15 protein-coding genes and 1 pseudogene are annotated in these 22513 nt (G+C 41.6%); 5 read left to right on the top strand and 11 right to left on the bottom strand.

Going from position 1 to position 22513, the window contains the following annotated elements:
* Window positions 1–198: 198 nt before the first annotated feature.
* Window positions 199–3852 (bottom strand): leucine-rich repeat domain-containing protein, encoded by a 3654-nt coding sequence (locus CDG76_RS17980; RefSeq protein ID WP_094350322.1) that lies wholly within the window; start codon window positions 3850–3852, stop codon window positions 199–201.
* 167 nt (window positions 3853–4019) lie between these two features.
* On the bottom strand, window positions 4020–6830 hold the full coding sequence (locus CDG76_RS17975) for an ATP-binding protein (RefSeq protein ID WP_190240886.1): 2811 nt from the start codon (window positions 6828–6830) through the stop codon (window positions 4020–4022).
* A 331-nt stretch (window positions 6831–7161) separates the two neighbouring features.
* Here CDG76_RS17975 and CDG76_RS17970 point away from each other — a divergent pair, with 331 nt between their 5' ends.
* On the top strand, window positions 7162–9798 hold the full coding sequence (locus CDG76_RS17970; RefSeq protein ID WP_094350320.1) for a sensor histidine kinase: 2637 nt from the start codon (window positions 7162–7164) through the stop codon (window positions 9796–9798).
* Between the two features lie 244 nt (window positions 9799–10042).
* Here CDG76_RS17970 and CDG76_RS17965 read toward each other — a convergent pair whose 3' ends face one another.
* The 4 genes from CDG76_RS17965 to CDG76_RS37415 form a co-directional block, all read right to left on the bottom strand.
* Window positions 10043–10747 (bottom strand): helix-hairpin-helix domain-containing protein, encoded by a 705-nt coding sequence (locus CDG76_RS17965; RefSeq protein ID WP_223265270.1) that lies wholly within the window; start codon window positions 10745–10747, stop codon window positions 10043–10045.
* A 21-nt stretch (window positions 10748–10768) separates the two neighbouring features.
* Complete coding sequence (locus CDG76_RS17960; protein WP_223265269.1) at window positions 10769–11167, bottom strand: NINE protein; 399 nt, start codon at window positions 11165–11167, stop codon at window positions 10769–10771.
* Window positions 11168–11786: 619 nt separating this feature from the next.
* Window positions 11787–12182 (bottom strand): hypothetical protein, encoded by a 396-nt coding sequence (locus CDG76_RS17950; protein WP_094350316.1) that lies wholly within the window; start codon window positions 12180–12182, stop codon window positions 11787–11789.
* 625 nt (window positions 12183–12807) lie between these two features.
* Window positions 12808–12966, bottom strand: a complete 159-nt coding sequence (locus tag CDG76_RS37415) for a hypothetical protein (RefSeq protein ID WP_190240885.1) — start codon at window positions 12964–12966, stop codon at window positions 12808–12810.
* A gap of 169 nt (window positions 12967–13135) precedes the next feature.
* On the opposite strand from CDG76_RS37415, the gene CDG76_RS17940 reads away from it, so the two are divergent.
* The 3 genes from CDG76_RS17940 to CDG76_RS17930 all read left to right on the top strand — a co-directional run bounded on the left by CDG76_RS17940 (window position 13136) and on the right by CDG76_RS17930 (window position 16869).
* The gene (locus CDG76_RS17940) at window positions 13136–13492 is read left to right on the top strand and encodes a hypothetical protein (protein ID WP_094350314.1); all 357 of its coding nucleotides are present in this window, start codon (window positions 13136–13138) and stop codon (window positions 13490–13492) included.
* Between the two features lie 391 nt (window positions 13493–13883).
* The gene (locus CDG76_RS17935) at window positions 13884–15236 is read left to right on the top strand and encodes a histidine phosphatase family protein (RefSeq protein WP_094350313.1); all 1353 of its coding nucleotides are present in this window, start codon (window positions 13884–13886) and stop codon (window positions 15234–15236) included.
* A gap of 238 nt (window positions 15237–15474) precedes the next feature.
* Window positions 15475–16869 (top strand): dihydroorotase, encoded by a 1395-nt coding sequence (locus CDG76_RS17930; RefSeq protein ID WP_094350312.1) that lies wholly within the window; start codon window positions 15475–15477, stop codon window positions 16867–16869.
* A 124-nt stretch (window positions 16870–16993) separates the two neighbouring features.
* Here the strand turns inward: CDG76_RS17930 and CDG76_RS17925 are convergent, their stop codons facing one another.
* Both CDG76_RS17925 and CDG76_RS39410 read right to left on the bottom strand, forming a co-directional pair.
* Window positions 16994–17851 (bottom strand): ATP-binding response regulator, encoded by an 858-nt coding sequence (locus tag CDG76_RS17925; RefSeq protein ID WP_094350311.1) that lies wholly within the window; start codon window positions 17849–17851, stop codon window positions 16994–16996.
* Complete coding sequence (locus CDG76_RS39410; protein WP_094350310.1) at window positions 17835–18152, bottom strand: response regulator transcription factor; 318 nt, start codon at window positions 18150–18152, stop codon at window positions 17835–17837. The genes CDG76_RS17925 and CDG76_RS39410 overlap by 17 nt, the downstream gene beginning before the upstream one ends.
* A 47-nt stretch (window positions 18153–18199) precedes the next feature.
* On the opposite strand from CDG76_RS39410, the gene CDG76_RS17915 reads away from it, so the two are divergent.
* On the top strand, window positions 18200–19279 hold the full coding sequence (locus CDG76_RS17915) for a hybrid sensor histidine kinase/response regulator (protein WP_094350309.1): 1080 nt from the start codon (window positions 18200–18202) through the stop codon (window positions 19277–19279).
* 249 nt (window positions 19280–19528) lie between these two features.
* Here the strand turns inward: CDG76_RS17915 and CDG76_RS39645 are convergent.
* The 3 genes and pseudogenes from CDG76_RS39645 to CDG76_RS17895 all read right to left on the bottom strand — a co-directional run bounded on the left by CDG76_RS39645 (window position 19529) and on the right by CDG76_RS17895 (window position 22168).
* Window positions 19529–20787, bottom strand: a pseudogene (locus CDG76_RS39645) (DUF6745 domain-containing protein).
* A gap of 63 nt (window positions 20788–20850) precedes the next feature.
* Complete coding sequence (locus CDG76_RS17900; RefSeq protein ID WP_094350308.1) at window positions 20851–21888, bottom strand: DUF6745 domain-containing protein; 1038 nt, start codon at window positions 21886–21888, stop codon at window positions 20851–20853.
* Window positions 21875–22168: a hypothetical protein gene (locus CDG76_RS17895; RefSeq protein WP_094350307.1), complete on the bottom strand. Its 294-nt coding sequence runs from the start codon at window positions 22166–22168 to the stop codon at window positions 21875–21877. Before CDG76_RS17895 ends, CDG76_RS17900 begins: the two co-directional genes overlap by 14 nt.
* Between the last annotated feature and the right edge of the window lie 345 nt (window positions 22169–22513).

The raw sequence follows: 22513 nt of genomic DNA, 5'->3' as shown, positions 1-22513 counted from the left end.
GCTCTAAGAGGATGTTTTAAAAGTCGTGATTGATGTATCAAATATTTTTTACCCCTCCCTAACCCTCCCCGTATGTATTGGGGAGGGAACCGGATTTTTCTTGTTTCCCCCCTTTACAAGGGAGGACTAAGGGGGGTAACAACGCAATTAAAATCACAGCCAAACACTTTTCAAACATCCTCTAATACCCGTTGTCAATTAATATTCATCTACAAATTGAGGATGAACCCACAGAAATTCACGGCGTTTGTTCTGCACCCGCACTAGACCACCAAAAGTAGGATCTTTTTCTTTCAATAAGGCGTGTAATTCTCGCAAAATCGAGCCTTGAGCGCGGATTGCATCGCCTTCCAAGAATGAGGCATCGCTCTTGGACTTTCCAGCCAAAGCCATATCACTTCCCTTTAAAGTAGACTCGATACTTTTCTGTCCCAAATCGAGTTGTTCTTCAATGGCTTTGTAGGTGGTATCATCCAGTATAAATTTAGTTGCCGAACCTGCCACAGGTAAGACTAGGCTCAGGGTTCCGGTCAAAATTCTGAGATAGGGGACTGCCTTGGTGAACCACTCACGCGGTAAGTCTAATTCATAGACTCCCTTTTTCTTGTCGTTGGGATTTAAAGCTGGAAGTGGCTGACGTGCGTGTTCGCACCAGAGGGTGAGTTGAAACTTGGCACTGATCCATTTGGGGCGATCGAAAAATTTCGGATCGACAGGCTTAAAGCTGAACAGGCGTGGGCCGTCTTTTGCTTCATCGGTAAGCATTTGCATTAGTTCTGCAAACTGCTGATCGACTTGGCTTAAAATGGTGCGTTGCTCCTGAGATAATACCTGAAAGCGTGCTTGATCTAGGCGATCGTACATAACCAAATCTTTGCGGATGACGTTTAACTCGTCTTTTACAATGCCTCGAAGCTGCCCAATGATAATTTCTTGGGATGGGGGTTGAGCAGTCGGTGCGTTATTCAGCAGTCGATCTATGTTTTGCCATTCGCCACACCCCGAAATGGGACACGGGAACTCATGACGATTTTTCTTTTTACTTTCAATTAGTTTTTGTACCTCAAACAGTCCGTTTCCAGGGGCATTCATACCGCAAGGCTCAATGCAAGGAACCATAACGTTACAACGCAAACCTTTGAAAGAATAAGGATTCTTGGGGTTTTCAACTAGCCATTTAATCTCTTCCGTGAGATAGGACAGGAACCGTTCAGGATAAGCTGCCCGCACTGTGATTTTTACATCGGTATTAACATACTCCAGCAATGCCCGACCGTTGTAGTCATTATCAAGCATCAAGCCCCGTTGCCAGTGGATGCTGTTTTCGTAATTTGCCCGCCCCAGTGAGTATTTGTGCAACCGGACAATCAACTGGTAAAATAATCCTTCTGCGACTGCAAACTGTCCACGACTGTCCACAATGCGGCAGATTTGTACCTGTTGTCTATCTCCGGCTTCCGGTTGCTCTCCCCAATTGGGTAATGTCTCCGAGCGTGTGTCGGGAACGAGTTGAGCAATGAGGCTGGTATTGCTAGTTTCTGATGGATCGAAAACTACTTTGTAGGATAGATCAAAGCGTTCCATCAGCCGCAGAAAGATTGGATGCAATTTTGAGGGGTAGCCTTCTTCGCCTGCAAATGGCGGATGGCTCCACAACTGGCTGAGATGCTCAAATTCCACCAAACCGTTGCGTTTGCGTGTCGTTTCATCATCTAGCACGAAACTGATCGCCTTTGCCAGCCAGTCGGGTTTGAGGATGACGATATCGCGTAGTGTTGGGTCGTAATGGTAATGGATGAAATGTCCTAATATATGGGAGATCCGAAGGAACAGTTCTGCTTGCTCCTCATCGATTCCCTCTTTAGCGCAGATGGCAATGACATCATTGTAGGGAAGATAGGCTTTGTCACTTGTCTGTAAGGTTTCCCGAACCCGTTGCCACTTTGCGGGAACGGAACGCCCCATTTCGGGAAGAGATGCAGCGACACGAGCAATAGTATCTTTTAATTCTGCAAGACCAGCGCAATCCGTCGTATCCTGGTTGGGTTTGCTGTCTACATGGAAGAAATCGATTACCGTATCTTGGCCGAATTGATCGAGAATTTCTTGTCTGTCAATATCCGGTTGTCGCTGTCCTGGGCCGCCGTGGGTTGCGACGACTAACACCTTTGCATCTGGTTCTCGATTTTTGATCAGCGTAATCCACTCTTTGACAAAGCCCTGCTGGGGGCCTTCCCGTGGTTTCCAGATAACGAGATACACGGCTGGCGCACTGAAAAACAACTGGTGCGTCGGTCGATAAACCCGTTGACCGCCAAAATCCCAACCATTGAGTGATATCTTTGTGCCACTATTGGGATCGGTGACGATTACAGATTTAATTTCAATCCCGTGAGTTGTGGGGCGACCATCCACCCATTCATCTCCCCGCAAAGCTCCCAACAGACAACTTTTGCCCACCTCACCCTCGCCAACTAGAATCAGTTTGGCTTCATTCAGAGTTATCTTTTCTTGTGCCTGTGCCCGCAGGTATTGCAAGACTGCTTTAGTGCCTTGTTTGTATGCAGCAGCTAGGTTAGGGTTGAGGGGGTTTTCTTCGAGTTCGAGTATCTTTAAGTGAGAAAGTTGACTTAACGAAGTCGATAAGTCAGTCAGGTCGTTTTTTTGTAAGTACAGTGAATCTAGTTTTTTTAATTCGCCTAACCAGTTAGGTAAGCATTTCAACTCGCATTCCCCAGCCCAAAGTGTCTCAAGTTGTTGGAGCCGTTGGATGCAACAAGGAAGATTTTTCAACGGTATCTTGCCTATAAACAGTTCTTTTAGCTTTGATAGTTTGCCTAAAAACTGCGGTAAATTGGTGAGGGGATTTACGCTAATAACAAGTGTTTTTAACAATACTAGGTTGCTAATTACTTCCGGTAATGTCGTTAATTGGTTCTCACCGAGGTAAAGTGATTGCAAATGCGTGAGGTTAGCGATCTCTTGTGGGAGTATTGTTAATTGGTTGCTGTTGAGGTCAAGATTTTGTAACTGAGTCAGGGATGCGATCGCCTCTGGCAGTTGGGTCAATTGGTTGCTGGAGAGGTCAAGTGTTTGCAACTGAGTTAGGGATGCGAGCGCTTCTGGCAGTTCGGTCAGTTGGTTGTTGCGGAGGTAAAGCCGTTGCAACTGAGTCAGGGATGCGATCGCCTCTGGCAGTTCTGTCAGTTCATTGCTGGAGAGGTTAAGCGTTTGCAACTGAGTCAGGGATGCGATCGCCTCTAGCAATGCCGTCAATTGGTTTCTGGAAAGGTTAAGTGTTTGCAACTGGGTCAGGGATGCGATCGCCTTTGGCAGTGCCGTTAGTTCGTTGTTGGAGAGGTCAAGCTGTTGTAACTGGGTCAGGGATGTGATCGCTTCTGGCAATGCCGCCAGTTCGTTGTTGGAGAGGTCAAGCTGTTGCAATTGAGTTAGGGATGCGATCGCTTCTGGTAGTTCCGTCAGTTCGTTGTGAGAGAGGTCAAGCTGTTGCAACTGAGTCAGGGATGTGATCGCCTCTGGCAATGCTGTCAATTGGTTTCTGGAAAGATTAAGTGTTTGCAACTGGGTCAGGGATGTGATCGCCTCTGGCAGTGCCGTCAGTTCGTTGTAGGAGAGGTCAAGTTGTTGCAACTGGGTCAGGGATGCGATCGCCTCTGGCAATGCCGTCAATTGATTACTGGAGAGGTTAAGCGTTTGCAATTGAGTCAGGGATGCGATCGCCTCTGGCACCTCAGTAAGTTTCATATTGCTGAGATCGAGTTCTATTACTCCCTCTCGCCGTGCCTTTTCAATGCGCCGCTCTGCTTTTTGATAAGCTCTATTTCGTGCCATCACCAATTCCTTCTTCTCTCTAAGTATCAAAATCGGAGCAATAGCCAGATTTTTTCTAGCTAACAGCCTATACAGGTGGTTTAGCCAGAAAATCTCAGCCTAACATTCTAATAAATAGCAAGCAACGCTAAGGGTGAAAATTTAACCACGTCAAATAATATTGACAATTAGATAGTTTGCTGGTTTAGCGGAATTACAATTACAAATTCTGTTCCCTTTCCAGGAGCAGAAATACATTCTAATTTTCCCTGATGTTTTTGGGTGATAATTTGATGACTGATAGATAAACCTAACCCAGTACCTTTATTAACTGGTTTAGTCGTAAAAAATGGTTCAAATAATTGTTTTTGTACCTTTTCGGGAATGCCTATACCATTGTCGCCAATACGAATAACTACCTTATTTTCGCTAGTGAGTTGAGTCTGAATACGTATCTGGGGATTAGAGAACGCTTTTTCCCCTACTCCCCACTCACCATTTTCCACTGCCTCTTCTAAAGCATCGATCGCATTTGCTAAAAGATTCATAAATACTTGATTCAGTTGTCCAGCATAACATTCTACTAATGGCAGGTCGCCGTATTCTTTAATCACCTCAATTGTTTGATTGTTAGATTTAGGTTTGAGGCGATGTTCTAGAATCATCAACGTATTATCTATACCCTCATGGATATTCACAGCTTTCATCTCTGCATCATCTAACCGGGAAAAGTTTCGCAGGGATAAAACAATTTCTGTGATTCGTTCCGCACCAACTGTCATAGAAGTTAGTAAGTTCGGCAAGTCTGCAATTAGAAAATCTAAGTCGATTGCTTCTGTTTGTTTTTGAATTTCCGTTACTGGATTAGGATAGTTTTGCTGGTATAGTTGCAGCAGTCTCAATAAATCTTGGATATATTGATTGGCATAGCCGACATTGCCATAAATAAAATTGATTGGGTTGTTGATTTCGTGCGCTACACCTGCTACTAACTGCCCTAAACTGGACATTTTTTCACTATGCACTAGTTGAGATACTAGCTGCTTGGCCTCTTGGCGCAATTGTGCTTCTGAATATCGCAATATCTGCTCTGCTTGTTTGCGCTGGGTAATATCGTGGAGAATGACGACATATTCTTGAAAATCCTGATGGGGTCTATCTGAGATGGAAACTTCCAGAGTTCTATTTTTCCCGTTACCGATTAGAATTTGTTCGCTACGCTTTGTCCACTGCTCTGGATAGTAGACTAATGCAGGTAGCCATTTGTTGAGGTGATTTCCTGGTAACTCAGATGGGTTGACACCAAAAAACGATTCGGTGGCTGGGTTAGCTTGCTGGATAATGCCTTGATTATCTACTACTAAAATACCATCCTGGGCGACAGTAAACAGGTGTTCGGCAGCTTCTCTTGCTTCTGCGATCGCCACCACTTGCGGTAAACTTGTCCAACAAGCGATCGCGACTCCCACAAATGCCACACTCATCAGTAGCACCACAAATATATTCTCACCGCCCGCAGTCGCCACTTTATTGAGTTTGACACCAAATAACCAGCCAACTGCCACGGCGCTGCACAGTAAAAAAATCAGGATACTCACCTGAAGAATTACTGAATCTTTGATAATTACTACAGGGCGCGTGCGATATCGCCGCATCCACCAATCAGGATGGAATGGAGGGAAATTCACACGGCGAATCACTGTATCTATTCCCAGGACACCAATGGGAAATAATAGCCCAATCAGCAAGTTGAGCCAACCCCAGGCAAATCCGCCCACGAACAGCACTACAACTTCTAACAGCAGAATGCCCAGAGATATGCGAGGAAACAAAACTTCCGGGCGATCGCGCCGAAGCCAAAGCCCCAGATGCAGTAACATAAAGGAGACAAACCAACCGATGTTGCCAACAGCGACGATTCGCGCCACATCTCCCCAAATCAGATAGATTAAGCACAATAGCAGTGTCAATGTCAATGCTGGGACAAACACACCCCGACGGGAGACAACAGAAAATACTGGTGAAATATGGTTATCTAACGCCAGTTGATACAAAATTCGCGGGCAATTAGAAACCACCGTTGCCGAACCGAGTAGACAAGCAGCTACTAGCAAAAAAGAAATACTTACACCAGCGAATCTTCCCCAAAATGGCTGGGAAGCTGCCACAAGATTTAGGAAAGCATTGTCTTTCAGGTTGGGATTTGTTGCCAACCGCATCACTACCCAAGACCCTCCCAAAAATATGGGTGGCATCATCCAGGCGGCAACGTCTAGAAACCGCAGCGTTTGAGCGGGGTTGCGGCTATCGGCAACAAAGGAAGAAGCTGTTTCACAGCTGTAGGTTGCATAGGTGACGAAAAAAAACCACTTTGCCCAATCCACGAAGCTCAAAGATGACCAATTGCTAGGAAAAAACCCAGGACTAACAGGAGAAAACGCCAACCAGCCAAGACCTTGCACACAGAAGGTCATGAGCAATCCAAAGGCTGGAATGACAAAAAACAAATGTAAAATACTCAAGGCGCGAGTCCCACTAAACGCCACGATAAAGGGTAACAGTGTAAAGCTAATATCCAGAAATATGTCTGGACAGGCAATACCCAGCGGCTCCAAATTTACTTTAATTAAATCTCTGAGTACGATTGTATTCACTGACAGGTAAGAAACCCAATTGAGGAGGTATCCAATTGCTGCATAACGAGCTAGTCCTGGGTAGTTTTGCAGTAGCTTGGTAGCATAGTTAGGTGTTCCTCCAGCTACATTGATGAAACGCATACCTAAGCGTTTTACCTGGTAGTTGAGCAGCATTCCGAAAATCACCGCAGGTATCCAGACAAAAATAGCTTGGGAACCCAGAGCAGCATGAATCGCTGGAACCAATGCTGTCCAAGAAATATGAGCTGTCAAACCAAAGCCCCAACTTTCAACAGCACTCAAGCTTCTAGTTAAGCGAGGGTAAGAAGATTGGCCCAATGTGGAATGAGCAGGATGGGACATGATTGGCAGTGTTAGATGGGATACTTTAATTAAGCTTATTAGCTAGAGTTCCCATCTCGTAAATCTTCTGAACAAAAACTTTCTGTACGGAATCATAAATAATCAGTTCTTTGTAGAGACGGCGATTTATCGCGTCTTTGTCTTTGTGATGGACGTTAGTCATATTTTGGCTGGTAAAATCTACAGTGCAGTTAAGTAACGTTTTGTTCTTTTACCAGAAGTGGTATATTGGCACTTGACCCGACCGAGTACAAACTATGCATAAGCCCACAGGACAGCAAACTAGAGGTGTTGTACTCAGTACTACAGGACAGGAAGGGAAAGTGGGCAAATGAATAAAAATACTGGGCAAAGTAATGTTTTTTCCCTGTTTAAAGGTGTACCTCTAAGTCGCATTTTGGTAGCGTTGTTTTTGCTGCAAATCTTGCTAGCTGTGGGATTGAGCGCATACTTATCAATCGGCAACGGGCAAAAGGCAGTCAATGAGGTAGCTAGCGAATTACGTCATGAAGTTGGCAATCGAGTTGAGCAGAATTTACAGACTTATTTGGCAACGCCGCGTCAGGTACTACGCAGTAATCAAAATGTAATTAACATGGGGTTGCTGAAGATAGAGAATCTGACAACCTGGGAGTCATACTTAATAGAGCAGTTAAAGATTTTTCCAGATGCGTTGGCAATAACTGCAAGCAATGAACAGCAAGAATATCTAGCGGTAGAGAAGCTCAACGATCGCCAATCTTTACTCAGAAAAGCCGGAAAGTCAACTGGGTACGATCTCTACACTTACAGAATTGACTCTCAAGGTGAACGTACTCAATTACCAGAGGTGATTAAAAACTATGATCCGCGATCGCTTCCTGATTATCTCACAGCAGTTACCGCTAAAAAATTCAGCTTTAGTCAGATTTTTACACCCCGCGCTGAACCAACACTCCTGATTAGTGCTTCTCTTCCCATCTATAACTCCCAAGGGGAATTACTCGGAGTCAACAGCACTCTCACTCACTTATCCCAAATTGGGGATTTGCTGCAAAACATCAAAGTTGGCAAGTCTGGGCAAGTTTTTATTATGGAGCGATCGGGGCTATTAGTTGCAAGTTCTACAACCGAAGAACCATTCCGCTTCCAAAATGGTAAGCCCATTAGGTTGAAAGCTTCCCAAAGTGGAAATTCTTTGACTCAAGCAACCGCTAAATACTTAAAAACTAAATTTAATAACTTTGACCAAATTCAAAGTTTACAACAACTAGATTTTTATTTTGACGGCAAACGACAATTTTTAGAAGTTAGACCATTACAGGGCGAACTAAATGTCAACTGGTTGATGATCGTGGCTGTCCCAGAAGCAGATTTTATGGGACAAATTAATCGCAACATTCAAACTACCATTTTTCTCTGCTTGGGAGCGTTGGGACTAGCGATTATATTAGGGATTGTCACCGCTCGGTGGATTACTCAACCAATTTTGTACTTCAGCACGGCGACAAAAGATTTAACTGATTTTAACAACAGCGAAGACTCAGTGGTGAAAGTGCAGGGCATTCAAGAACTAGAGGTGCTGGGTAAATCTTTGAATGAGATGGGGCAATATTTACGCAAAACTTTTACTGCATTAATTAGCAAAAATGAAGATTTAGAACTGCAAGTTAAGCAGCAAACTCAAGAATTACAGCAAGAGATTCAAGAACGCATTAACAATGAGCAAAAACTGGGGCAGCATTATCAAGTACTCACAGAATTGGCAAATCACAAAGCGATTTTTGAAGGAAATCTGGAAACAGCATTCAAAGTTATCACAGAAAAAGCAGCCAATGCCTTAGAAGTAGAACGAGTGAGTGTGTGGTTATTCAATAGCGAGCGTACCAAGCTACAATGCATAAGTCTCTATGAACGTAGCAATCAGAAACATTCGGCAGGTTTAGAACGCAACCTTGCAGATTATTTAATCTACTTTAGAGCTTTAGTAGCTTCTCGTACCATTGCCGTCTCTGACACTCGTACCGATCCACGGGTACAAGAATTATCGGATAAATTGCTCGAACCAAATAATATTGTATCCCTAATTGATACCAGTCTTTGGGTTGGGGGGAAAATGGTGGGAACAGTATTATCTGAACAGGTTGATATTCCCCGAAAATGGGAACTGAGCGAGCAAAACTTCGTTAGCTCAATTGCGGAAATTGTCGCTTTGACTTTAGAAGTATGCGATCGCAAACGCGCAGAATCCGCGCTACGTGAGGCTCAAGAAATCGCCGAAGTCGCAAATCGTGCTAAAAAAACCTTTTTAGGAAACATCAACCACGATCTGAGGACTCCTTTAAACTCAATTTTGGGAATCACAGAGGCACTCAAAGAGCAAGTATACGGCCCTGTAAGTGAAGAACAGCGCCAGTCTTTAAATATGCTCGAATCTAGCGGTAAGAACCTACTAGAATTAATTAACCAAATCCTTGACATTACTGACACCGAATCCAGCAAAATAGAACTGCAACTAGCTGCTACTTCGATTCCGGGAATATGTGACTTCTGCTTGAGTTTTGTCAAAGATTTAGCCTTCCAGAAAAATATTCGGCTGAGGGCACAAATACCTGAAGAACTCGAACCCATCCAAGTCGATGAACGCCGCATTCGCCAAGTATTTATCAACTTATTGACTAACGCGATCAAGTTTACTAAAGAAGGAGGCGAAGTCTGGATTGAAGCCCAGCCAAGTTCCACCAATGAATATATCTTTATCAGTGTGGTAGATACTGGTATTGGGATGCTTTCTGATGACCTTTTTAAATTATTTCAACCTTTTGTGCAAGTTGAAACTGCCTCTAACCATCGTTCTTCGGGAACTGGTTTAGGATTAGTAATGGTGCAAAAAATTGTCGAGTTGCATGGTGGGACTGTCCACGCCGAAAGTCAGTTAGGCAAAGGTAGTCGATTTACTGTGAAGCTTCCTTGCAAAAAGGCGGGATAATCGACAGTCTCAGAGGATGTTTGAAAAGTGATATGTTGTGATTTTAATCGAATTATTACCCCCCTTAATCCCCCCTTGCAAAGGGGGGAAACAAGAAAATCGGGTTCCCTCACCTTTATAAGATTTTAATATTCGTTTGGTATGTGCATTTCAATTGGGGAAACAAGAAAATCCGGTTCCCTCCCTTTTATAAGGGGAGGATTAGGGTGGGGTAAAAAATATTTGATAACTTTTCAAACATCCTCTAAGCTATGTGACGATAAGTATTAAACGGTAATCCAGTGCGCTGCTTCACATCAATCAATGATTTATACTCACCTCGTTGCTGCCTTTCGGCAACAATTTGTTGTGCGATCGCGCCATCCAATCCACAGGTAATTAATTCATCAGTTGAATATGTGTTTAATCGTTTCCAAGAAAAATCAGCTTCTTTTTTGTAGTTGTAGCTAAAAGTAATCAGTGGTGTAATTCGATTTACCTGCTTTTCGGGAATTCCGGCTATTTCGATTAATTCTTCTACATGAGTAAAAACGTATCCCTCATTCATCAATGATTCGATGTTATTTGCATAAACTATCGGTAGCCCTAAATAGTTAACTAGTTCATGTTTTGAGCATTCATTAATATCTACTTTATCACGAGTATTCGCAACTAAATTTGCTAACTCTTGTTCTTCTGGAATTGGTAAATTTTTCGGATAAGTTTTGATTAAATAAGATTTCTTGAGATAGAACGCAATGCCAATTTGAGCTATCCAGACAGCAACAGCTAAACCATTTGCAGATAAAGTTAAAGCTAAAATAGAGATGCTAATTCCTAGAAGAACCCAAGTTTTCGTCTTAGATTTGTAACCTGCATAGACAATCGCAAATCCCCCCAATGTCGGAATTAATGATAACCACACCCAAGCAGGAGTTTGTTGAAACCAAGATTTAGATTGTGACATCATAAATCGACTAATGATTTTAATTTATAAATATTTCAGAAGGTTTTGGCGCTTTTCTTCATACTCTTCTGCGGTAATTATCCCAGAATCGAAAAGAGTTTTTAAATCAGCTAATGCACTGGTTGCATCTTTTGCAGAGACTGCTCTACCTGTGCTTGCGATAACTTGATTATATTTTGTATTGAATTCGGTATCTGACATCAAAACTAGGATGAAGAACTCAACAAAGGCTATTAAAGATGGAATACAAGTCCAAAAAAACAATAAGTACAAAATACCTGCTACATTTTGTCCTAAATAAAATTTGTGGATTCCCAGCCACCCGCCAAAAAAGCAAAGTATAATTGCTGTAGATTTAGTCTTCATAACATTTACTTCCTTAATTAACTCTAATAAATATCTATTGGCATATAATACAACCAAACTTTTTGACCTTTTTTTAATTATTTATGTGTTTTGTTAGTAATTTTTGCCGTCAAAAAATAAATAACGATTATACATAACTGACATTCCATTAAGACTAAATATCCTTTAACTATGTAGTTTAAATCTAGGTTGGAATTGAAATAAAAAATCAGAGAACCAATCGCTAGATATGGAACTAAACGCAACTGATGGAATTTGAGGTTTAGTTTTTGGTTATTTAAGTCGCTCATCAGTGGATAAAGTTATGTTGAGCAATATTTGCTGATAAACAATCCATCGGTTATTACAAATTTGTTTGGTTTAACAGATATTGACTGCTATTTAAAGCTAATCTTAGTTAATTTCTATCTGTTAAACCTCACGAATTTTACCGACTTTACTTATAGTTACATCAATAGAGTTACGTAAAGTTTCTGATGACTAAAGTAAAATGCACAGCCGAAAAAATTACTTAAGTTTTGCCTTCTTTGCTGTTTTAGGCAAGAGAACAATCTAAAATTAAAGCATGACAGCGATTAGCAGTTCTTGTTCTACTTTGCATAACTCCTGTTCGTGCCTAAAAAGCTGCTAAAAACAGGCTTTGTTTCAATAGTGCAGACTTAAGTCTGAGGCGCTTTTATACAGTTGTAGCACTCTTAGTATTTGCTTCCTCTGAAGTCGCTTTCAAGCGTGTTGCTGTGCTTTTACGGATGCGATCGCTTTTGCGAACACCACCCGCCATCTGATATTCATAGCTGTCTTTGCCGTACTTAAAGGCAACTCCAATGAGCATTTTCTCAGTTAGATCGCTTAAATTTTTGTCCAATTCGTCCATCTCAGTTTTAGAAGAGTCGATCGTGGCTAGAGCAGTATTATAAGCATCTATCTTGGTACGATATTGCTCAATTAGTTGTGTCATACTTTCCAAGTTGCGCCCATCGCCAAAATCCATAGTCGGATCGATGGCTTTAAGTCCCGCCGTTCTGAATTCAGCTTTTTCGAGAACGCGGTATGTACGTTTTTGACGAGACATAAATGTATCCTTTTTATCTGCTTTAGAGCTAGTTTGCCTCACTAAAGCTGGATCTTAGTTCAGTAAAGTCCTCAAAAATTAGTGTTTAATATAACTATTAATTCAGTATTTAGCGCAAAAATCATGACTTTGTTAATGAAAATCATGATTTTGTCAATGAAACTCGTGAGTTTGTTAATGAAAATCATGATTTTGTCAATGAAACTCGTGAGTTTGTTAATGAAAATCATGATTTTGTTGAATTTATTGGAGTTTGGCTGTCGCATCTTCTACAAAGATTTGATAGGGAATCTCTCTAGCAACGGCTACGGTGTACACACAAAATCAAAATCGTTGAAGATCCCCCTAAATCCCCCTTAAAAAGGGGGACTTTGAAGGGCTTTTTCCCCCGTTTTTAAGGCTACCGTGTATACACAAGTCTGTTATCCCAGAACTACCCCCCTTAATCCCCCCGTTTATTGGGGGGAACAAGAAATCTAGTTCCCTCCCTTTTATAAGGGGAGGGTTAGGGTGGGGTAATTCGACAGACTGGTGGTGATTCGATAACTTGTGTATACACCGTAGCTTTTTAAGGGGGTTGGGGAGATCAAAAGCTTGCGGGGCAAATGTCTACAAGGGGCTACGCTTAAGCAATCTTACCGCTTTCTGTGCTGAGTGCGTTGGCGTAGCCCGCCGTAGGCATCGCTCTATTGCGACTGTTAAATATCGCTGATTTTATCCTGGCATATTTCAACAAACTTAACTGCGATCGCAAAAAAACTGAACCAGATAATCTAACTTCCAAAGAGATGCCAAAGCTATAACTTGTTAATGCCTAAAACAGCCAAAATCATTGACACGCTAAGTATCTATGCAATACCATTATTATAGTTGAACCTAACCATAGAGTTGATTAAAATACTTTTTCCAGAGAATAATAGACAAGCAATATTAAAATAATTTGGATAAAACAAATGAACGCCAAAATTATTGCTTTCTTAGGGATTACGGCAGCCTTTGCAAGCTTAGGAAGCCAAGTCTACGCTCAATCGCCAGCATCAAACTCAAATACCGGACAATATAGATTAACTGGTGATTCTCTACTTGGAATCGAGAAGAAAACAGCCCAAGATGACTTTAGGAGTTTTTTTGAGCAAACTAATCCAGCAACTCTTTCTAACCGTAATAATAGAAGAGAAAATAAAACTCCAGCCACAATCCGCTTTAACGAATCATTATCACAGCCAGACACTTCAGTTTTCTTAACACCGGCTCAGTCAGACAGTGACAATGATGGATTGCAAGTACATTTAGATATAGGAAGAGAATAAGCAAGTATAAAGGCTGACGTTGTAGTTTTAATTAATTATGCCTTGCCCAAAATGTTTGCTGATAATCTGTCAAGTTTCAATTAGTAAGGTAAACAAGTTCGTAGTAAGGACTTTAGTCTTTAATTTTCTAAACACTAAAGTTCTTACTATAAACTTTTCTTTACTAGCTTAAATATTGCACTAAGCACAATATTTTCACTCTTGTATTTATACTTAAATCAAAACAGCTTTATTAGAAAATATCGTTAAGACAACGGCAGTTTTAGCCAATCGTCCTGTCTCCTCTACCAGAATAAAATTTTGCACCTGACTCAATCCGCCTTCCTGAGTCGATAATTATGCAATCGTTTTGCAGTAAAATTAATCGTCAAGATAAGAGGAGGGCTTTGAGATGACTCGTGTCATCATTGTGCGCCACGGTCAAAGCGGTTATAACACCGAGCGGCGTATCCAAGGACGCACTGATGCGTCAACATTAACCGAAAAAGGTCGTAACCATGCCAGTAAAGTAGGCAAAGCCCTCAGCAATATCTTATTTAATGCGATTTACAGCAGTCCCTTACAACGAGCGAAACACACAGCAGATATTATCCATAGTGAGTTAGCGGCTCATGCTGAACAATCTGCTGTAGTTCAAGCTTCTGATTTGCTGCTAGAAATCGACCTACCTTTATGGGAAGCACTGCTAACTTCTGAAGTCAAGCAAAAATTTGCCGAAGACTACCGCACTTGGCATCAACGCCCCGACGAACTGCGGATGCTGCTTAATGATGCACAAGGGACAAGAGAACACTTTCCCGTTCTTGCTTTATACGAACAAGCACGGCAGTTTTGGCAAGAAATTTTGTCTCAACATCAAGGCGAAACTATTCTCATCGTGGGACATAACGGAATTAATCGCGCCCTGATTAGCACAGCGCTAGGAATTCCTCCCAGTCGCTATCATTCAATACAGCAATCTAACTGTGGCATCACCGTACTAAATTTTGCTGGAGGATTGGGCGAACCAGTCCAGCTAGAATCCTTAAATCAGACGCAACACACCGGAGAATCTTTACCCTCATTGCGACCGGATCATCAAGGAGTACGATTGTTGCTAGTGCGTCATGGGGAAACTGACTGGAATCGCCAAACCCGGTTTCAAGGTCAAATTGATGTCCCCCTCAACGACAACGGTAGACAACAGTCGCAAAAAGCAGGCGAATTTCTCCAAGACGTAGAGATTAATTTTGCTGTAAGTAGCACAATGCTGCGCCCTAAAGAAACAGCAGAGATTATCTTAAAACAACATCCTAATGTAAAGTTAGAATTGCAAGATGGTTTAAGAGAAATCAGTCATGGTCTCTGGGAAGGAAAATTAGAAACAGAGATAGAGCAAGAGTTTCCGGGAGAGTTGCAGCGATGGCGGCTGATACCAACGCAAGTGCAAATGCCTGAAGGGGAGAATTTGCAACAAGTGTGGGAGCGCAGTGTTGCAGCTTGGCAATCAATTCTGCAAGCAGCATCAAATAATCAATTCAAAACTGTATTAGTAGTAGCTCATGACGCTACTAACAAAACCTTGCTTTGTCACATTCTGGGTTTATCGCTGGAAAACTTCTGGAGTTTTCGTCAGGGTAACGGTGCAGTTAGTGTTATCGACTACCCTGCTGGAATCGATGGTTTACCAGTACTGCAAGCGATGAATATCACCTATCACTTTGGTGGAGGCGTACTAGATAAAACAGCAGCGGGAGCGTTGTGAGTGCTGAGTGAGGAGTGAGGAGTTAGGAGTGAGGAGTGAGGAATAAAGTTAGAAGCTAATGACTGAAGAACAAATAACTCATAAGTAGCTAGACGTAAATAAATTAAAGTTTGTAGTCAGGACTTTAGTCCTAATAATCCTTGCTTTGAGCGATGAATCGCTCACTATGAACTAGGATTTTACTTTATGTTTAATTATGCCTACCTACTTAACTCCTAACTCATAACTAAAAACTTTTATGACTGAACTGCTGCAAAAAGTACGAGTGATTGACCCTGTTTCTGAAATCGACGAACTCTTTGATGTGCTGATTGCTGATGGTTATATCCGAGAAGTGGCTTCGCACATTTCTGACATCAGTTCTGATACTCAAATCAGAGATTGTCAGGGATTAGTTCTCGGCCCTGGATTAGTGGATTTGTACAGCCACTCTGGTGAACCTGGCTTTGAGGAACGGGAAACCCTTTCGTCTTTCTTACAAGCTGCTGCTGCTGGCGGCTTTACCAGAGTTAGCATTTTACCCGATACATCCCCAGTTATTGATAACCCTGCGCTTGTGGCACAGTTGCAGCAGAAGAGGGCAGAGGGGCAGAGGGGCAGCACTTCTCTACGAGAGGCTGCGCGTAGCTTGCTTCCACGAAGTGGTACGGCTACGCTCAGTGACCGAGGGTCAGAGGGGCAGAGGAGCAGAGGAGCAGAGAAGAGTTTGTCTCCCCAGATTCCCCACTCCCCTGCCCCCTTGCTTCATATCTGGGGTGCGATCACCGTAGATGTTGCTGGGAAGCAGATGACGGAATTGGCAGATTTAGCGTCTGCTGGAGTTGTGGGTTTTACTGATGGTAAACCTTTAGAAAATTTGGCGCTGGTGCGGCGAGTGTTAGAGTATCTCCAGCCATTGGGCAAACCAGTCGCATTTTGGCCTAGCGATCGCCAGTTAACAGCAAATGGTGTAATGAGAGAAGGGACAAATGCTCTCCGTTTTGGTTTACCCCCAATCCCCGCCAGCGCTGAAACAACTGCGATCGCAGCCATGCTGGAATTGGTTGCAACCATCGGCACACCAGTTCATATCATGCGTGTCTCTACAGCTCGCAGCGTGGAATTAATCGCTTCAGCTAAAGCGGCTGGTTTACCCATCACCGCCAGCACCACCTGGATGCACCTTTTACTTGATACCAAAGCAGTTAAGAGTTATCACACAAGCTTGCATTTAGACCCGCCTTTAGGAAATCCTCGTGATGTGGCGGCGTTGCGTGCAGGGGTACGTGCCGGTGCGATTGATGCGATCGCGATCGATCACACACCCTACAGCTACGAAGAAAAAGTCCAAGCCTTTGCCGAAGCACCAGCTGGGGCAATTGGTTTAGAGCTAGCATTACCTTTACTGTGGCAATATCTCGTTGAAACTGAGGAATTTACAGCTTTAGAATTATGGCGGGCATTGAGTACCAATCCAGCAGAGTGTTTGGGGCAAAAAGTAAGTGCGATTCTACCTCATCAACCAGCGGAACTTACTTTATTTGATCCCCAGCAAACTTGGAAAGTCGAACGGAAAAGTCTTTATACACTTTCACAGAATACACCTTGGTTAGGACAACAGTTGAAGGGTCATGTTCTGCAAACCTGGTGTTAAAAAAGCGTACTTAAAACTACGGAATATAACTAATCCCTTAAAAGATTAAGATAGATTCCCCTTGCTCCCTGAATTCCTCTTTTGTAAATTTCTATTTTACTGTAGTTAGATTTGTAAGTATCCCCTAGCAAGGCAAACTAACACTTACAGTAGTTCCTTGTTCAGGAATGCTAGCAATTGTCAATTCACCACCATATAATTTAACTATATGTTGAACAATAGCCAGCCCTAAGCCAGAGCCTTGTTGTTCCCATAACTTTCGATTAAATTGTACAAAAGCTCCAATTGTATTAATCTCTTCAATTGCCATACCTTTGCCATTATCAATTACATATAAATTAAATTTATTACCTTCTCTCTTACTCATAACTTTAATTTCGCTGCTTGGTAAAGAAAACTTAAAAGAATTCTCCAGTAATTCTTCAATCAGAATACTCAAATCTTCTTGTGGTAATTGCACTATAGATTCTTGGATATCTAGCTTTAAATCTTTTTGTCTAGAGTTTTCTATAGCTTTTTTGAGAGCAATTTCACTAATAATTTTTTCAGCAAGACATCTATCGTTTTTTTCTTTTATTTGACGAGTTTTTTCGGGACTTTTAGTTATTAATTCCAGATTACTATACAATAAAAACCTTTGAACTAGTGCATTCAAGCGATTAGCGGATCTGTAAATTAATTCGGCAATTTCGACTTCTTCAGACTCAGGCATGATGCCACAACTTTCTATTAACAGCTGTGACATACCGAGAATACCATTTAAAGGCGTATTTAGTTCGTGAGGTAATGAGTGAGCAATATTCATTCTGAGTTCGTCTAGCTTGGCTTGAGTTTGGCGCTCAACCAAAGCGTGTTTATCAAGACGAGAAGCGATCGCATTTAGTAGTTCTTCAGGAGTAAACGGTTTAGTCAAATAATCATCAGCCCCAAAATCCATTCCCTGACGGAAATCTGAACGCTCTGCTTTAATTGCGCTCAACATCTGATTGAGCTTTTTTAAGCATATAGATTGCCATATTGATATTTGAAAGCGGATTCCCTAAATCTTGTAAAAGCTTTTGTAAAACCTCGTTGCATATTTCTGCTAAGTGTTGGCTCTCTTGTAGTTTTTCTGAATTTATCTCTATCTCCTGCTTCAACTTGGTATTTTCTTGATGTTCATGTTCGTATTGTTGTTTGATTAAAGTTGGTTTTTCCACCCAATCTAATCTGACCTTAATTGCCTTCAAAAGTTCTTCCATAGAAAAAGGTTTTGTCAGGTAATCATCGGCTCCTAACTCCATGCCTTGGCGTAAGTCACCACGGTCTACTTTTGCAGTCAGAAAACTCGATGGATAGTCAACTCTCTATTTTAGCGATCGATGATGAACCCGATAACTTTGATGTTATTGAAACCTTGCTGGATGGTGAAAACTACCAGCTATACTACGCTCCTAGTGGTCAACAAGCTCTAAACCGCCTCGATAGTTTTCAGCCCGATCTGATTTTATTAGATGTGATGATGCCCGATCTTGATGGGATGGAAGTCTGCCGACGCATCAAAGCCGATCCACAATGGCAAGCAGTGCCGATTATTATGGTGACAGCATTAACCGATAAAGAAGATTTGGCTCAATGTCTGGCGACGGATGCAGATGACTTCATTAGTAAACCCGTTAATGGTGTGGAATTACGAGCCAGAGTTCATTCCATGTTAAAGATTAAGCAGCAGTACGACAATATGCAAGTATTGCTCAAACTGCGAGAAGACATGGTAAACATGATTGTGCACGATTTGCGAAATCCACTTACCAGTATTGTTTTAGGCGCAGAGATTCTGCGGTTGCCAGATTTGTCACCAAAACAACAGCAAGGCAAAGTCGATCAAATTTTAGTTGCTGGGCAACAACTGCAATCTTTAATCGATAGCTTGCTGATGGTGGCAAAGCTAGAATCTGGGAAAATGGTTCTCAAATATACAGAAGTAGACCTTTGTACCCTGTGTATGTCAGCATTGGCAGGTATTGAGGCGATCGCTAATCAAAAGAACCTGACCCTGATACGCGAACTACCCGAACTTGGTGGCATTGTTGCAGTAGATGCAGTTATCTTTCGTCGAGTGCTGGATAATTTGCTCTCCAATGCCATTAAGTTCTCCCCGTCCAAGTCTCAAGTTACCCTACGGGGAGAGTATTTAGCAGCAGGTGGTGTAAAAGTGCAAGTCGCTGATTCTGGTTCTGGAGTAAGCCTGGAGTTACGACAAATCATTTTTGAGAAGTATGAAATTGGAACTCCGATACCAGAAATTTCGCAAATTGGTTTAGGATTGGCTTTCTGTAAAATGGCGATCGACGCACATTCTGGTACAATTAGCGTCGAAGATAATTATCCAAATGGTAGTATCTTCACTGTACTACTCAAAAATGAATAATTAACTCTCAATTTACTGCATTTAAAAAATATAGTATGCCCTTTCTGCTAATGTGACATCTAGCATGAATGGATTGTCATTACCTTTTTGAACAATTTCTAAATGGGGAAGTCCTTTAAGCAAGGGACTGACAAATAAAAAAATATACAACTATTTATTGTGGGGTGGGCGTCTCGCCCGCCCATAGTCAAAGGCGGGCAAGATGCCCACCCCACAAGATTGGATAATTTATTTCTTGGAAGTCCCTAATTATGTTTGCACACCAAATTCTTCTGGATCAATTCCCCAATTTACCCAGCTAATTGCTTCACGCGCTGAGTTTATATGTGGTGGAACTCGCAAGGCGTGAATAAAGCTTGTGCTAGGGCAAATCATTTTTAATAAATAAATCGGCTCGATATCCACATTTTTATCAATTCTTAATAGTGTATATTCTTGCCAGTTGTCTAATTCAATCGCTTGTAGTTCTTGGCAGATTCTAGCGTAACCGATACCCTCAATTAATACTCGGCTTAGTTCGGCGTTTTCCTCTGTTAAAAGCCATTGAGATTGCCATTGCTGCGGGTGGATTTTACCATATTTTTCAGGCAAGGTTACACCGTGGTAGGAGTAGAGGCTATATCCATCAATAAATTCAATGGCTGGTTCGCCTTCTGCGTGAAGGAGATTTTGATTGTCGAAGCGCAGGTGAAGCGGGCGATCGCAGATAATTGCTACTTTTTCAAAAGCAAAAATCCAGCCACATTCTGTAATTAATGATTGATAGTGCTGGAATTTTTTCACATCATAATCAAAATTTAATACTCTAAAACAAAAATCTAATACACTAGTTAAGGTAGCCCTTATATTTGGTTGCCAACATTTATAATAAACGTCCGTTATATCAGATTCTAAACGTGTTTTTAGAGAAGCCCTTAATCGCTTTCCAATCCGGTTCAGTAATTTTCTCCAATATTGATTTTGTAACTTTTCGTTGATTTTGATTAGGAGTTCAGGCTTTAGATGTCTATAGAAGAGTCTATGTCCGCCATCCCAATGGTTACTATCTAATTCCAAAAAAAGACTGTTGTACATATTATTATCTGGTATATTTGGTAATCCCTGAAATATTGATGATTCTATTAATTCATGAGAAAAAATATTTGTTTAACGAGCGGTTCTGGGAGAGGCTGAAATACTTTTTGCTGTTTTACTCGGCTGCTTATAAATGATTTTTTGCGGCTTATAAATAATTTATTTAATCTACTAATAATTGAGAATTCAAGTTTCTGTTTCAATTGGTCATTCTGATGGTCAATTTTATCCAGAAATATCTTACTGAAAGCAGCATAAGGACTATCACAAAAAACAATTTCAGGTACTTCAAAGCCAAAGGCAGCATAAGCAACTTTTAAGGCTTCCGCCGCTTTTTCACGATCAATTCGCTCAGTTGAAAGTGCGATCGCTCTCCACTTTTCCCGATAAACTGGAATCAAAGCCTCTTGCTGAGGTGTTAGCGTGTAAATCATTTTTACTAATCAAGAATTTTTCCCTACTTGAACAATTTCTAAATGGGTAAGTCCTTTAAGTAATTATGTTTGCACACCAAACTCTTCTGGATCTACGCCCCAATTTACCCAGCTAATTGCTTCACGTGCTGAGTTGATATTTGGTGGAACTCGCAAGGCGTGAATAAACCCTGTACTGGGGCAAGTCATTTTTAATAAATAAATCGGCTCGATATCCACATTGTTATCAATTTTTAATAATGTATATTCTTGCCAATTATCTAATTCAATAGCTTGTAGTTCTTGGTAAATTCTAGCGTAACCAATACCCTGAATTAGTACTCGCCGTAGTTCGGCATTTTTCTCTGACAAAAGCCATTCCGCTTGCCATTGTTCAGGGTGGATTTTACCATACTTTTCAGGTAAGGTTACATCGTGATAGAAGTAAAGGCTAAATCCATCGGCATACTCTATTGCGGGTTCACCTTCAGCGTGGAGGCGATTTTGATTGTCTAAGCGCAAGTGAAGGGGGCGATCGCATACTATGCAAATATTTTTATAAGGTAAAACCCTACCACAATATTTGAATAAAGATTCAAGTGCTTGCCATATTTCTTGATTGTGAGAAAAGCTGAGGACGGAAAAATCAAAGTCATAACAAATAAAGAAGCAACGAATCCATTCTATAGGTTGAATGAAGTCAGGCACTGAGTCCCACTCATCAGGATCACCGCCCATATAATCTGGGATCATGTAAAGACTGAAAGTTTCTTTTTGAAACTCGTCGAATTCCATTCCGAGTTTGCTACTCAGTTCGCGGCTGAATTGTGTATGAAAATCATGTTGATTTTCAAAGTCTTGCCGCAAATCACATATTTCGTCAATTAGTGTATAGCCTGACGGTATATCTAATTGATTCACACATTTTATTGCCCCATAAAGACTATCTACAAAAATAATTTCAGGATCTTCTTTGCCCATAGCTGCATAGACTAATTTCACCGCTTCAGCCGCTTTTTCACGATCAATTCGCTCAGTTGAAAGTGCGATCGCTCTCCACTTTTCGCGATAAACTGGAATCAAAGCCTCTTGCTCAGGCGTTAACTTTTCAATCAGCGACATAACGCCAACCTTCAGGCTCGTATTCCCGTTGAATTTTCACCATCCAGTCACCTTGGGGAATAGAAATAGCTTTATGCTCCTCATGAGCTAGCAATGCCGACTCTGAAAACACACGTAAATAAAGTGTGCTATCTTTCTCGTATAATTCGGCGTTTCCCTCAGTAATGCGATGCTTATGCCCCGTAACTTCGCCTTCTGCCAAAGTTAAATGAGGTATTTTTTGTCCTTCAACCTGCTGCACAGGTAGTAAGATAACATCACCCTGACGAATTGGTTTCATGGTTTTGCTTTCCTGACATGGGTACAAATCCCACTTCGCTTTTGCTCTCAATTTTGATTTAATTTTGGCACAAGCTCTATTAAAGTGGGGCATTGGGAATTGGACATAGGGCATAGGGGATTGGGCATTGTGAAGAGGACAAGGAGAAAGACTTGTTACAAGTACTCACTCAAGTCACCTTGTCCCCTTGTCTCCCTGTTCCTTGCTTTCTCATCTTCCATACCCAATGCCCCATCCCCCATGCCCAATTCCCCAATTAAAGGATATTTTGAAAACTGTAGTCGCCAATTATGCGTTAGATAAGTTAAAGATTGAAATAGCTGGAAATTCAGACCCAGCGTACCC

It is taken from the genome of Nostoc sp. 'Peltigera membranacea cyanobiont' 210A, from assembly GCF_002246015.1.
Classification (GTDB): Bacteria; Cyanobacteriota; Cyanobacteriia; order Cyanobacteriales; family Nostocaceae; genus Nostoc.
Note: the sequence above shows the minus strand (reverse complement) of the source record. Positions and strands in the feature narration are given on the sequence as shown.

Coding starts and splice junctions, on each gene's coding strand:
- CDG76_RS17980 (WP_094350322.1), bottom strand. CDS start 3,852: ATGGCACGAAATAGAGCTTATCAAAAAGCAGAGCGGCGCATTGAAAAG.
- CDG76_RS17975 (WP_190240886.1), bottom strand. CDS start 6,830: ATGTCCCATCCTGCTCATTCCACATTGGGCCAATCTTCTTACCCTCGC.
- CDG76_RS17970 (WP_094350320.1), top strand. CDS start 7,162: ATGAATAAAAATACTGGGCAAAGTAATGTTTTTTCCCTGTTTAAAGGT.
- CDG76_RS17965 (WP_223265270.1), bottom strand. CDS start 10,747: ATGATGTCACAATCTAAATCTTGGTTTCAACAAACTCCTGCTTGGGTG.
- CDG76_RS17950 (WP_094350316.1), bottom strand. CDS start 12,182: ATGTCTCGTCAAAAACGTACATACCGCGTTCTCGAAAAAGCTGAATTC.
- CDG76_RS17940 (WP_094350314.1), top strand. CDS start 13,136: ATGAACGCCAAAATTATTGCTTTCTTAGGGATTACGGCAGCCTTTGCA.
- CDG76_RS17935 (WP_094350313.1), top strand. CDS start 13,884: ATGACTCGTGTCATCATTGTGCGCCACGGTCAAAGCGGTTATAACACC.
- CDG76_RS17930 (WP_094350312.1), top strand. CDS start 15,475: ATGACTGAACTGCTGCAAAAAGTACGAGTGATTGACCCTGTTTCTGAA.
- CDG76_RS17925 (WP_094350311.1), bottom strand. CDS start 17,851: ATGTTGAGCGCAATTAAAGCAGAGCGTTCAGATTTCCGTCAGGGAATG.
- CDG76_RS39410 (WP_094350310.1), bottom strand. CDS start 18,152: ATGGAGTTAGGAGCCGATGATTACCTGACAAAACCTTTTTCTATGGAA.
- CDG76_RS17915 (WP_094350309.1), top strand. CDS start 18,200: ATGGATAGTCAACTCTCTATTTTAGCGATCGATGATGAACCCGATAAC.
- CDG76_RS17900 (WP_094350308.1), bottom strand. CDS start 21,888: ATGTCGCTGATTGAAAAGTTAACGCCTGAGCAAGAGGCTTTGATTCCA.
- CDG76_RS17895 (WP_094350307.1), bottom strand. CDS start 22,168: ATGAAACCAATTCGTCAGGGTGATGTTATCTTACTACCTGTGCAGCAG.